Origin of the sequence: Acinetobacter sp. YZS-X1-1, assembly GCF_000804305.1 — a bacterium.
Taxonomy (GTDB): Bacteria; Pseudomonadota; Gammaproteobacteria; order Pseudomonadales; family Moraxellaceae; genus Acinetobacter; species Acinetobacter variabilis.
The window spans coordinates 1-12,422 of the sequence record NZ_JWHB01000025.1; the positions used below are offsets into that span (position 1 = coordinate 1).

Annotated in this window: 11 protein-coding genes; 6 read left to right on the forward strand and 5 right to left on the reverse strand. The window is 39.8% G+C overall.

What is annotated here, in order from left to right; genetic code table 11:
- Window positions 1–58 precede the first annotated feature (58 nt).
- Window positions 59–1,150 carry a hypothetical protein gene (locus RJ01_RS12225; protein WP_004812193.1) on the reverse strand — a complete coding sequence of 364 codons (1,092 nt, stop codon included), beginning with the start codon at window positions 1,148–1,150 and terminating at the stop codon, window positions 59–61.
- Between the two features lie 255 nt (window positions 1,151–1,405).
- Window positions 1,406–2,380, reverse strand: coding sequence for a lipoyl synthase (gene lipA, locus RJ01_RS12230; RefSeq protein WP_034171290.1), 975 nt, complete (start codon window positions 2,378–2,380; stop codon window positions 1,406–1,408).
- A 343-nt stretch (window positions 2,381–2,723) separates the two neighbouring features.
- Here lipA and RJ01_RS12235 point away from each other — a divergent pair, with 343 nt between their 5' ends.
- From RJ01_RS12235 to RJ01_RS12260, 6 genes are read left to right on the forward strand one after another with little or no spacing between them, the layout of a single operon-like run.
- On the forward strand, window positions 2,724–3,686 hold the full coding sequence (locus RJ01_RS12235) for a thiamine pyrophosphate-dependent dehydrogenase E1 component subunit alpha (protein ID WP_004812189.1): 963 nt from the start codon (window positions 2,724–2,726) through the stop codon (window positions 3,684–3,686).
- Between the two features lie 15 nt (window positions 3,687–3,701).
- On the forward strand, window positions 3,702–4,721 hold the full coding sequence (locus tag RJ01_RS12240; protein ID WP_004812188.1) for an alpha-ketoacid dehydrogenase subunit beta: 1,020 nt from the start codon (window positions 3,702–3,704) through the stop codon (window positions 4,719–4,721).
- A gap of 1 nt (window position 4,722) precedes the next feature.
- The gene (locus RJ01_RS12245; protein ID WP_034171291.1) at window positions 4,723–6,258 is read left to right on the forward strand and encodes a 2-oxo acid dehydrogenase subunit E2; all 1,536 of its coding nucleotides are present in this window, start codon (window positions 4,723–4,725) and stop codon (window positions 6,256–6,258) included.
- 11 nt (window positions 6,259–6,269) lie between these two features.
- Window positions 6,270–7,670, forward strand: a complete 1,401-nt coding sequence (gene lpdA / locus RJ01_RS12250) for a dihydrolipoyl dehydrogenase (RefSeq protein WP_034171292.1) — start codon at window positions 6,270–6,272, stop codon at window positions 7,668–7,670.
- Window positions 7,671–7,681: 11 nt separating this feature from the next.
- Window positions 7,682–8,467, forward strand: coding sequence for an acetoin reductase (locus RJ01_RS12255; protein ID WP_034171293.1), 786 nt, complete (start codon window positions 7,682–7,684; stop codon window positions 8,465–8,467).
- Window positions 8,468–8,488: 21 nt separating this feature from the next.
- Window positions 8,489–9,547 (forward strand): 2,3-butanediol dehydrogenase, encoded by a 1,059-nt coding sequence (locus tag RJ01_RS12260; RefSeq protein WP_034171294.1) that lies wholly within the window; start codon window positions 8,489–8,491, stop codon window positions 9,545–9,547.
- 181 nt (window positions 9,548–9,728) lie between these two features.
- Here the strand turns inward: RJ01_RS12260 and RJ01_RS12265 are convergent, their stop codons facing one another.
- From RJ01_RS12265 to RJ01_RS12275, 3 genes are all read right to left on the reverse strand, one after another.
- Window positions 9,729–10,607 (reverse strand): metal-dependent hydrolase, encoded by an 879-nt coding sequence (locus RJ01_RS12265; RefSeq protein ID WP_034171295.1) that lies wholly within the window; start codon window positions 10,605–10,607, stop codon window positions 9,729–9,731.
- A gap of 48 nt (window positions 10,608–10,655) precedes the next feature.
- Window positions 10,656–11,039 (reverse strand): cupin domain-containing protein, encoded by a 384-nt coding sequence (locus tag RJ01_RS12270; protein WP_034171296.1) that lies wholly within the window; start codon window positions 11,037–11,039, stop codon window positions 10,656–10,658.
- A 73-nt stretch (window positions 11,040–11,112) separates the two neighbouring features.
- Window positions 11,113–12,414 carry an MSMEG_0569 family flavin-dependent oxidoreductase gene (locus RJ01_RS12275; protein WP_034171321.1) on the reverse strand — a complete coding sequence of 434 codons (1,302 nt, stop codon included), beginning with the start codon at window positions 12,412–12,414 and terminating at the stop codon, window positions 11,113–11,115.
- Window positions 12,415–12,422: the final 8 nt, after the last annotated feature.

The window sequence follows — 12,422 nt, forward strand, 5'->3', positions numbered from 1 at the left end:
TCTTTCTAGGCTAGGTTTATGCAACAAAGCCCTTTAGAGTTGAAGTAACAAATCAAATTTAAATCAGATTTGAAAAATAATTACGGTAGTTGCTGTCCTGTGGTAATAATTCTAATAAACGCTGTACAGCATCAATACGATCATGTGTTTGCCCAATAATCCGTAATAATTGATCGGTATCCTTTATTTGATAAATCAACTGGCTTAAACGGGCATCAAAACAATGTCTCCAAGTACTGAGTAAAGGGCTTTCTGATTTAGATAAAAAGCTACCTTTATATAGCGAGAATGTACTCGAAATAAGATTTGCATTTAATGATTGTTCAGCACGTAAAAAATCACATTGGACTTCACAGGTAAGCCTATAAATGCGAGCCTCAATTGAATGAGGTAGTAGGCTACGAAGTTGTGAAAGCTCAGCCTTTAAGGTTTTTAGGCTGACATTACGCTCACCATAAAGGGCATAGTGTAACTCTTCTAAACCAATGCCGTACGGATACAAAGCTAAAATGCAAAGTATTTCAATTTGACGGTGAGTCAAGTTCAAAGTATGCCCATTAAATTGAACCCAGGGCGAACCTAGCGCTTTAATGTATAAAAAATTTTTCTGTTCAAATTTTATTGCTCGCTGTATTAAGTCTGCACAGCGTTCCACAGCAAGAATGCCTAGAGGGGTATGTTTTTTATATTTTGTGGAAAGATTGATAATGCCATGAAATTGACCTGAAGTCGGATCCCAGATAGGTGCTGCATAACAGACCCAATCACGAACGCTGTCCATTTGGTTTTCATGAGAATATACACAACTTGATGTTTGACTATTTAATGTCATACCAATCGCATTGGTCCCAACCGCCTGCGTTGACCAATGGCCACCTTCAATAAAATGTACCTGTTCAGCAGAAGAAAGCATCGCGGAACTACTCCAGGTCCATAACAGAGTACCATGGTGATCTGTAAGACCAATTGCCATATCGGAATCATTAGCAATTCTTAATAAATCGGCATAATTATGCTGAATAGAGCGGCGGAATAGGGAAGTCTGATCTTCTTGAGGCAAAGCCAAAACGGGTGCAGCCTGAACAATATGCTGATTAATTAAATGTGTTGTTTGCAGCTTTTTTGCTAGTGCTGTATTGAACAGGTTCATATCATATTCCTTTATGATTAGACTGTAATATCTTTAAACTTCAGAAATCAATTTCCAGATCTATACTCATTCAATCTTTTCTTACGTGTACCAAATCATTTTTCTTGGATTCGTTAAATAACCTTTTTTGGGTTTTACCAGCCTTTTAGCTACTTTAAAAGTGTTGTTATGGACTGGAAATGACTATTTTTATCTGAAGTGTTAATAAAAGTAACCATTATGTTGATAAATAGGATCCTTTAAATGATGAAAATGTCATTCACGCACGTAGGGCACAGGTACAGCCTCACCATAATACTGGCGGTCAGCAAAATAACTCGATCGCACTAATGGTGCACTCCAAATATTCTTAAACTCTAAGTGCTCTCCATGAGTTTGATAATGTTTAAACTCTTGCAATGTAACAAAACGATGAATTGGCGCATGTGATTTGGATGGCTGTAGGTATTGGCCGATTGTGACATAATCAATTTGATAATCTTTCAAATCATTTAATAACGCAATAACCTCAGCTTCAATCTCTCCTAAACCCACCATCAAACCACATTTCGTTGGGATATCAGGGCAGTAGTGTTTAAATTTCTTAACTAAATTCAATGAATGCTGATAGTCAGCGCCTGGTCGCATGGCTTTATACAGGCGTGGCACGGTTTCAATATTGTGATTAAAGACATCAGGTGGATTTTTGCTCAAAATTTTAAGTGCAATATCTGCGCGACCACGAAAATCAGGAACCAAAACTTCAATCAAAGTGCCTAGACTAGTTTGACGAATTTCTCGAATGCAATCTGCAAAATGCTGTGCACCGCCATCTTTTAAATCATCTCGGTCAACGGAAGTAATCACAACATACTTTAAGTTTAGATTCTTCACTGTTTCAGCCAAATGCAGTGGCTCGTTAATATCTAAGGCATTAGGACGGCCATGCGAGACATCACAGAATGGACAGCGTCGAGTACAGATATCACCCATAATCATGAATGTTGCTGTTCCACTACCGAAACATTGCGGCAAGTTAGGACAAGCCGCTTCTTCGCAAACGGTATGTAGTTTTTGTTGTCTTAATAAATCCTTAATGATTTGGACTTCCTCAGGTTGACTAATTTTAGTCCGGATCCATTCTGGCTTTTTCGGTATCGTTTCCGTTGGAACAACTTTAATTGGAATACGCGCCATTTTTTTAGCGCCACGTAGCTTCTTTCCAGTTAATACTGAGTTATTTAAATCCATTTCAAACACTCCGTCGTTTAAAATAATTAATATTGAGCCTGATATTAAATAAGCTGCTTTAAATGCATTAATAATATTAAAACAGGGCAAAAAAACTTATCATATGAAACAAAGGTTGGTTAAAGGTTTGTTTTTGTATATAGCTGAATAATATTAAAAAATTTACAAATTTTTTAATATTATAAACCACTGTTTTTAATGTTTATCTTATGTTTTTATGCATTATATTTTTTTAGTCTAATATGAAATTAAATAAAAATATTCTTATATAAATATACGATTTAAAAATCCAGTTATTCAATTTGGGATTTTCTTTTAAGCGTAGTTAATAAGGAATAAATATATGCAATTAACGGAAGAGCAATTGCTAGCAGCATACAAAAGAATGCGCGACATTCGTGAATTTGAGGATCGACTTCACGATGAAAACAATACAGGTGATATCCCAGGTTTCATCCATCTTTATAGCGGTGAGGAAGCTGTTGCCGTAGGGATCTGTGAAAATTTAACAGATAAGGACTTCATTACCTCAACACATCGTGGTCACGGACATTGTATTGCAAAGGGCTGTGACATTCACGCCATGATGCTAGAAATTTTTGGCAAAGATGATGGTTTGTGTCGTGGTAAAGGTGGCTCAATGCACATTGCGGACTTAGATAAAGGCATGCTCGGTGCAAACGGTATTGTGGGTGGTGGTCCACCTTTGGCTATTGGGGCAGCTTTAAGTGCTAAAACACTCAAAAATGGTGGGATTGGTCTATCTTTTACCGGTGATGGTGGTTCAAATCAGGGCTTAACTTTTGAAGCCATTAATATGGCTGTTGTGTTAAAGCTTCCTGTCATTTTTGTTTTTGAAAATAACGGTTTTGGTGAAGGTACTGCACATGATTATGCCGTAGGCAGTAAAGATATTGCAGGCCGAGCAGCAGGTTTTGGCTTACCCGCTGAAAAAGTAGATGGAACAGATTTTTTTGCTGTGTATGAAGTTGCACAAAAGGCTATTGAACGTGCCCGCCGTGGTGAAGGTCCGAGTGTGATTGAAACGGTAACCAACCGATTTTATGGACATTTTGAAGGTGATCCAGGGCTTATCCGTTCTAAAGAAGAACTGGATTATGTCAAAGAACATAAGGATCCATTGAAAATATTCCGCGAAAAAGTCAAAGACAAAATTGACGAAGCCAAGCTCGATGCGATTGACGCTCAGTCTAAAGCCAATGTAGACGATGCTGTTGCAAAAGCACGCGCAGCTAAGTACCCAGAAGCCTCTCAGTTACTTACTGATGTTTACGTCTCTTACTAAAGGAATAGTAGAACAATGCCAAATAAAAGTTATCGAAACGCAATTAAAGAAGCAATTGAATTAGAAATGCACCGAGACCCAAGTGTCATTGTGGTCGGTGAAGATGTTCGTGGTGGGCATGGTGGCAAAAATACCGATGACAATAAACTGGAAGGTTTTGGCGGTGTACTTGGTGTAACCAAAGGTTTATGGACTGAATTTGGTTCTGAACGAGTCATTGATACTCCAATTACAGAATCAGCGATTATTGGTATGGCGGCAGGTGCTGCTGCAACGGGTTTAAGACCTGTGGCAGATTTAATGTTTATGGATTTTTACGGCGTGTGTTATGACATGCTGTATAACCAAGCAGCTAAATTTCGCTACATGTTTGGCGGCAAAGCCAAAGCGCCACTCGTTGTACGAGGCATGATCGGTGCAGGTTTTTCTGCCGCAGCACAGCATTCTCAGTCGCCATATAACGTGTTTGCCTCAGTACCTGGCTTAAAAGTGGTGGTGCCTTCGAGCGCCTATGATGTGAAAGGGTTATTGATTCAAGCCATTCGAGATGATGACCCAGTAGTCTTTTGTGAACACAAGTTATTGTACGACATTAAGGGCGAAGTACCAGATGAGGCCTACACTATTCCTTTTGGTGTCGCAAATTACACACGTGAAGGTACTGATATCACCATTATTGCCTTAAGCCTGATGGTGCATCGTGCCAATGAAGTGGCGGATAAGCTCGCAAAAGAAGGCATTTCGGTTGAAGTGGTTGACCCTCGAACCATTTCTCCATTAGACGAAGATGGCATTTTAGAGTCAGTGGCTTCAACAGGTCGCGTAGTTATTGTGGATGAATCAGCAGCGCGTTGTGGTTTCGGACATGATGTGGCTGCCCTCATTGCACAGAAGGGCTTTCATTATCTTAAAGCACCAATCGAGTTAGTCACTCCACCACACTCACCCGTACCATTTTCACCAGTATTAGAAAAAGAATGGCTACCAAGTGTAGAACGCATCGAACAGGCTGTACGCAAGACGTTGGAGGCTTAGGATGAGCGAAATTAAAACTTTAGAAATCCCAAAATGGGGTTTGTCCATGGAAGAGGGTACGATTGCCCAATGGCTGATTCAGGAAGGTACCCAATTTAGTAAAGGACAGGAAATTTGTGAAATTGAAACCACAAAAATCGTCAATGTATTGGAAGCACCTTTTGATGGCCTGCTACGAAAAATTATTGCTAACGATGGTGACACACTGGTCGTAGGTGGAATCATTGCAATCTGTGCAGACGCTCAAGTTTCTGATGCAGAAGTTGAAGCATTTGCACAGTCTTTAGGTGGAACACCTGCTGTAACTGAAAATAAAGCGGTAGCAGCGGTTCCTGAAAAAGTCGATGTGGCTCAAGTTGAAACCAAAGTACAAGCTGCTCCTAAACAGAACAGTGTTGGTAATGGATCAAAAGCGGTGACTCAGGGCGGATATTCTATTCCTGATGAGTTACAAGGCTACCAACAAAGCGATGATATTTTTGCAACGCCACATGCCTTGAAATTGGCTGAAAAGCATAATGTAAACTTGGCTCAGATTACAAGTTCTGGACGTGAAAGCCGTATCAGTGTTCAAGATATTCAGGCCGCAGTTCAAGCTGCTGGTGGTTCTTGGCCAGATGTACGTCATCAAGCCAGCACGAAAGCCGCAAAATCTAAAGCAGATGATAGTGATGTTCTAGCAACACCCGTTGCTCGCCGTTTGGCAAAACAATGGGGTATTAATTTGCATGATTGTCGTGCATCGGGTTCACGTGGACGAGTCTGTAAGGAAGATGTTGAAGCTGTATATCAACGTGAAAACCCTGTACAAGCTCAACATACTGAGTACGCGCATCCAACAGAGTCAGCAAAATTCACCACCATAGCTATGAATGGTATGCGTAAAGCAATCGCTGCACGGCTACAAGCGGCAAAACGCAATGCACCACATTTTCGCTTAACGATAGACTTAAATGTTGAGTCGGTTCAGGCTTTGCGTCAGCAAATTAACAGTACTGTACCGCAAGTTAAACTGTCCATTAACGATATGCTGATTAAAGCTGCTGCTGCTGCACTGATTAAAGTTCCACAAGTTAATGTTCAGTTTGATGAAGAGAATCAGCAGATTTTACAGTTTGAACAAGCTGATATTTCGGTTGCTGTGGCCATCGAAAATGGACTGATCACACCAATCATTAAAGCAGCGAACCGTAAATCTTTGGCGCAAATTTCCAATGATATGCGTGATCTGGCAACACGTGCCAAAACTGGAAAATTAGCACCTGATGAGTTTCAAGGCGGTAGTTTCAGTATTTCCAATTTGGGAATGCTGGGTATTCAACAATTTGATGCCATTATTAACCCACCTCAAGGTGCAATTCTGGCCTTAGGTATAGCAGAGAAACGTGCTGTCGTTGAAAATGATGAGATTGTTGTTCGTGAAATGGTGACCGCAACATTGTCTTGTGATCATCGTGTCATTGATGGTGCGTTGGGTGCTCAATTCCTATCGGTATTGAAGCAGTTTATCGAAAATCCTGCATTAATTTTGGTGTAGGAGGAATAGTCATGTCAGATACACAATTTGATCTTGTGGTTATTGGTGCTGGTCCTGGAGGATATGTCGCTGCGATTCGCGCAGCGCAACTGGGATTAAAAACTGCAATCGTTGAAAAACAACACTTAGGTGGAGTGTGTCTTAATTGGGGATGTATTCCAACCAAGGCTTTATTGAGCGGAGCTGCGCTTGCGCAGCACTTCAAACACGCAGAGCAGTTTGGCTTTACGCTTAACGCGGTTGATTTTGACATTCAAAAACTGGTCCATCATAGCAGACAGGTTTCTGAGCAACTGGTGCAAGGTATCGGTCAACTATTGAAAAAAAATCAAATCACTGTTTTTAACGCAGCAGCCCAGTTTATTGCCAAAGAGCAATTAGAGCTTACAGATGCGAATGGTCAAAAACAGCAGATTTCTGCACCGCATATTATTGTCGCAACAGGCGCACGTGCGGCCAATTTGCCTCATATTCCTGTAGATGGCCATCAGGTCTGGAGTTATAAAGAGGCTTTAGTTCCAGAGCAATTACCAAAGTCTTTACTGGTCATTGGTTCGGGTGCTATAGGCAGTGAGTTTGCAAGCCTATACCAAGACTTAGGCTGCCAAGTCACCTTGGTTGATATTGCCAAGCAGATTCTCCCTAGTGAAGACATTGAAGTTGCGAAGTATGTACAAAAGCAATTTGAACAGCAGGGGATGCAGGTTTTAACCGAAGCAACGGTAAAAAAAATAGAAACTGATCAGGCTCAAGTGCATTGTCATATTGAAACTTTAGCAGGTGTGCAAATCATTAGCGTTGAAAAGGTGCTTTCAGCTATTGGCGTGAAACCGAATGCGGAAAATCTTGGCCTAGACGATTTGGGTGTTGAATTTGAAAATGGTTTTATCAAAGTTGACTCATGGTGTAAAACCAATGTCGTGGGTGTTTATGCAATTGGCGATGTCGCAGGTGCACCCTGTTTGGCACACAAAGCCAGTCATGAAGCCATTCTTTGTGTGGAGAAAATTGCAGGTCTGAGTCATGTACATGTTTTAGATCGTACACAAATTCCTGGCTGTATTTTTACTCATCCGCAAGTGGCCAGTATTGGTTTGACAGAACAGAAAGCGAAAGCTGCGGGCTTGAATATCAATGTGGGTAAGTTCCCTTTACAAGCCAATGGTAAGGCATTGGCTTTGGGCGATAGCGCAGGATTTGTTAAAACCATTTTTAGTCAGGAAACGGGGGAATTGTTGGGTGCTCACATGGTCGGACATGAAGTCACCGAACACATTCAAGGTTTTGCTATAGCAAAATACCTAGAAGCTACGGATGAAAGCTTAGCACAGGTCATTTTCCCTCATCCTACTTTATCTGAGGCGATGCATGAGTCGGTATTGTCGGCAATGCAACGTGCAATTCATATTTAAGGAGTCGCAACATGCCTAGAGGTTTAAACAATAAAGTTGCATTAATTACGGGTGCAGCACAAGGAATTGGACATGGTATTGCCTTACGTTTGGCACAAGAAGGTGTTCATATTGCATTGGTCGATCTTCATCAAGAAAAGCTAAATACTGTTCAACAAGAGATCGAAGCCTTTGGCGTAAAAGCCACCACATTTATTGCAGATATTTCAGATCCAATACAAGTCAGTCATGCAATTGATCATGCAGAATCGACACTTAATGGCTTTGATATCATGATCAATAATGCAGGGATTGCACAAGTTAAAGCGTTGGCAGAAGTAACGCCGAGTGAATTTAACCAAATCATGAACATCAATGTCGGTGGTGTACTTTGGGGGATTCAAGCCGCAGCAAATAAATTTAAACAACGCCAACAGGCTGGAAAAATTATTAATGCCTGCTCAATCGCAGGTCATGAGGGTTTTGCTCTCCTCGGTGTTTATTCAGCAACTAAATTTGCAGTTCGTGCATTGACACAAGCTGCAGCTAAAGAATATGCCAGTGCTGACATTACTGTAAATAGTTATTGTCCGGGTGTTGTTGGTACAGATATGTGGGTCGAAATAGATCAGCGTTTCTCTGAAATTACAGGCGCACCAGTTGGTCAAACGTATAAAAAATATGTAGATGGTATTGCTTTAGGACGTGCTGAAACACCAGATGACGTGGCTGCATTAGTTGCATTTTTAGCCAGCGAGGATGCAAACTACATTACAGGTCAGTCTATTTTGACAGATGGTGGAATGGTTTACCGTTAATATCAACATAAGGAATACATAATGAAAGCAGCTCGTTTTTATGGCCGAAGAGATATTCGGATTGAAGATATTCCTGAACCGAAAGTAGTTCCAGGCACAGTTGGAATTCAAGTTGCATGGTGCGGTATTTGCGGTACAGATTTACATGAATTCATGGAAGGCCCTATTTTTATTCTACCTTGTGGTCATCCACATCCAATTTCAGGAGAATCTGCACCTGTAACAATGGGACATGAATTTTCAGGCGTAGTTTATGCAGTTGGTGAGGGAGTAGATGATATTAAAATTGGGCAACATGTCGTAGTTGAACCCTACATTATTGCGGATGATGTACCGACTGGGCCGAATGATAAATATCATTTATCAAAAAATATGAACTTTATTGGTTTAGGCGGACGCGGCGGCGGTCTTTCTGAAAAAATTGCGGTTCAGCGCCGTTGGGTACATCCTATTTCAAATGATATTCCCTTAGACCAAGCAGCATTGATAGAACCTTTGTCCGTTGGTCATCATGCCTATGTACGAAGTGGTGCAAAAGCTGGTGATATCGCACTGGTTGGTGGAGCAGGCCCTATAGGATTACTTTTATCAGCCATTTTAAAGGCTAAAGGTCTCACGGTCATCATTACTGAATTGAGTGCAAAACGTAAAGAAAAAGCGATAGAAGCGGGTGTTGCAGATTATGTGCTAGATCCATCTAAGGTTGATGTGGTAAATGAAGTAATGAAAATTACTCAAGACCGCGGTGTAGATGTTGCTTTTGAGTGTAGTAGTGTGAATAAAGTTATGGATACACTCGTCGCAGCGATGAAACCAACTGGTGTCGTTGTAATTGTTTCTATTTGGAGCCATCCTGCCACAGTTAACGTACATAGTGTGGTGATGAAAGAACTAGACATTCGTGGCACGATAGCTTACGTCAATGACCATCAGGAAACTATTCGTTTGGTTGAACAAGGTAAGATTAATCTAGAACCTTTTATTACCCAACGGATTGCATTAGATGATCTTGTTTCTAAAGGTTTTGAAACATTGATTCATAATAATGAGTCTGCTATAAAAATTATTGTTCATCCGTAGTAACGCCTAATTTCAAAGACAAATTTGAATAAGCTAGAGATAAACTCTATGTAGCTATTTTTAATATTTATAGCGATAGGAAATGAGTCTGTATTTACAAACTCATTTCGTATAATATTGATTATGTTAAATTGAGTACATGATATTTTAATTTCTTAATAGATAGACCACTCTTATAGATTTAAATCTCTAACTTTATTTTTTCCTTCCAAATAGCGAGTAATTCTTCATGATTTATTTGGTTTGGATTAAAATTCAGTCTTAAAAATGAGAATAAATTACTTAATGATACAAACAAGATACCTTTACTTGGGCTAAAGCTATATTGATAAATATCTATTAAAGACTTGATATAATTGATTTTATCATCCTTGGTTAACATATTCTTCAAACAGTATCCATAACACATTGCAAAACCAATTAAAGCAATAATGTATGTGAATGCTCTCAAGGTATAGTATTTTTTTGATTTATCATAGACTTTTTCTAATAAATCAAAAGCAACATTTTTATGTTCAATTTCTTCTATTGCATGCCAAACCCAAAACTTTAGAATTTCTGGATCTTGGATCAGTTGATTAAATTTTGGAGATTTTAAAAATTGTGCTGAAATCGTTGCTGTGCAATGTTCTAAAGCTGCGGTAAGAAATAAGTCACTCTCTTGTTTAGAAATACCGAATTGACCAAATAAATTAGAGACCAGCTGACTAAGAAGTTGAATAGCGTAGTCTGTTTTCTGCTCTAATTCTGCAATACGAGTTTCATTGATTGGAAAATATTGATTGAATTGAATATGTTCACGTGTATGAATGGCTTCTTGTGCAATAAAATTTGTAATCTGTTTTTGTAAATCAAGATCATGCTTAGATTTAGGATTTTGGTGAGATTTGCGTACCGACTGAATAAAAAATCGTTCGCCTGCAGGAAACATGGCAGATAAAGTAAGCATCGCATAAGTAAGTCCTGCAGAATTTCCCATCCAATAGCGAGTCTGTGGTGAATGCTTCACAAAAAATTTAAGATTGCGAATTGGAAAGTGTTTCACTAGTGGCATATTCATGATATTGAACTCCATAGAAGGCTTATTGGATAGGATATTGTCTTAGGCTCATTCGATGACTTTGGGGTGCCCCTCTTCAGCAATGAAATGAATATCAAAGGTTTTATTGGTAATAAAAAGGACTAAGGCATCATTGTCACTACGAGCACCGTGGAACATCACACTTCCTTCTGGAAACCAAACAAAATTCCCTGGCCCAAATTCACCTTGGCTTGTCACCAAATGTCCTTCAAGGACATACATGCCATGTGCACAGTTATGCCAATGTTCAACAGTTGTAAATCCTGCTGGATAACGTAATTTCCAGATCATCATGCCTGTATCTGGGCATGCCAGACAGGTTTTAACGGGAAGTTCATCATTCAGAAATGGAATAGGTAAAAATTCCCAAGGTGCAGTATTTGTATTAATCACAAAAGGTTGTTGATTCATTTTGACTACCTGATTTCTTTCAATTGAAGGATTTATCCAGCCGAAAGCAAAAGGCTATTCGGCTGTCTGTGGCTTATGCAAATGATGTTGATGTTGTTATGATTGGATCAGATGTAGTTTTGAGTTGCTTGATTATGTGGGTTGAGACAAATTCAGCATCTTTAGCAATATCAAGGAAACGTCCTGAACCCCAGGTATGTAACCAAGGTAGGCCAATAAATGTGACATCAGCATCGAGTGTCACACCTCGCTCATGTTTCGGGTAACCACTGGCTTCAAAAATATCGAGATCAATCCATGAGTAGTCCGGACGGAATCCGATACACCAAATAATTGAAGTAATATTTGCTGCTTTAAGATCCAGTGTCGTGATTTCAGTTTCAGGCTGCCATACAGGCTCATAAACTGAAGATGGTTCAACAGTTTCTATGTTCTGTTCAGTGATATAAGCATCAATTCCCGCATTAATACGGTTATAGGTTGCATCTGCCATATCCAGGTTTTGAATCAGGTCGGGACGAAATACCAACTGACCATCTTTATAATCTTCAAAACGACCAAACAGTTGCATACCTTCTAAAGCGAATTGACGCAAATCAATATCACGTCCGCCATCACGACCTGTGACATAGTGGTTGGTACTATTACGAACCTCTTCACTATAACGATGGTCTTTGACTGTGGTTTGGTAATAACCCATATCGAATAACCATTTCACCACATCTTGACCACGGTAGAAACGTGCACAGCGAGGAGCATCACCTGTCGATAAATAAACTTTTTTACCCGCAAGGTGTAAATCTTCAGCAATCTGAGCACCTGACTGTCCTGAACCCACCACAAGAACATTACCTTCTGGAAGTTGCCCAGCATTAAAATATTGTTCTGAATGAATCACAGTTACATCATTAGGTAATTGTGATGAAAGTTTTGGATAAATTGGTGTGTGGTATCCACCTGCGGCAACAACCAGTTTTTTTGCTTGAATCTCACCCTGATCAGTTGAAATAACAAAGGAATGATCTGCCAGTTTTTCAACATGTTGAACAGTGATTCCTAAAATTGCAGGAGGATTAAGTTTTTCAATAAATTGATCTAGATATTCCACGATCTCGTTCTTTTTCATAAACCCATCAGGATCTACACCAGAATAAGGATGATCTGGTAATAAACATTGCCAGTTAGGCGTCACCAACGTAAAGTTATCCCAGCGCTTATTGCGCCAAGCATGGGTTAATTCAGATTCTTTCTCTAAAACCACATGATCAATATTGGCTTTTTTCAGATAATGGCTGACACACAGCCCTGCTTGTCCACCACCTACAATCACAACGTCATAATTTGATTTGAATTGCACTTGTTCAACTTTAGTCATGGTCTTTT

Coding starts and splice junctions, on each gene's coding strand:
- RJ01_RS12225 (WP_004812193.1), bottom strand. CDS start 1,150: ATGAACCTGTTCAATACAGCACTAGCAAAAAAGCTGCAAACAACACAT.
- lipA (WP_034171290.1), bottom strand. CDS start 2,380: ATGGATTTAAATAACTCAGTATTAACTGGAAAGAAGCTACGTGGCGCT.
- RJ01_RS12235 (WP_004812189.1), top strand. CDS start 2,724: ATGCAATTAACGGAAGAGCAATTGCTAGCAGCATACAAAAGAATGCGC.
- RJ01_RS12240 (WP_004812188.1), top strand. CDS start 3,702: ATGCCAAATAAAAGTTATCGAAACGCAATTAAAGAAGCAATTGAATTA.
- RJ01_RS12245 (WP_034171291.1), top strand. CDS start 4,723: ATGAGCGAAATTAAAACTTTAGAAATCCCAAAATGGGGTTTGTCCATG.
- lpdA (WP_034171292.1), top strand. CDS start 6,270: ATGTCAGATACACAATTTGATCTTGTGGTTATTGGTGCTGGTCCTGGA.
- RJ01_RS12255 (WP_034171293.1), top strand. CDS start 7,682: ATGCCTAGAGGTTTAAACAATAAAGTTGCATTAATTACGGGTGCAGCA.
- RJ01_RS12260 (WP_034171294.1), top strand. CDS start 8,489: ATGAAAGCAGCTCGTTTTTATGGCCGAAGAGATATTCGGATTGAAGAT.
- RJ01_RS12265 (WP_034171295.1), bottom strand. CDS start 10,607: ATGAATATGCCACTAGTGAAACACTTTCCAATTCGCAATCTTAAATTT.
- RJ01_RS12270 (WP_034171296.1), bottom strand. CDS start 11,039: ATGAATCAACAACCTTTTGTGATTAATACAAATACTGCACCTTGGGAA.
- RJ01_RS12275 (WP_034171321.1), bottom strand. CDS start 12,414: ATGACTAAAGTTGAACAAGTGCAATTCAAATCAAATTATGACGTTGTG.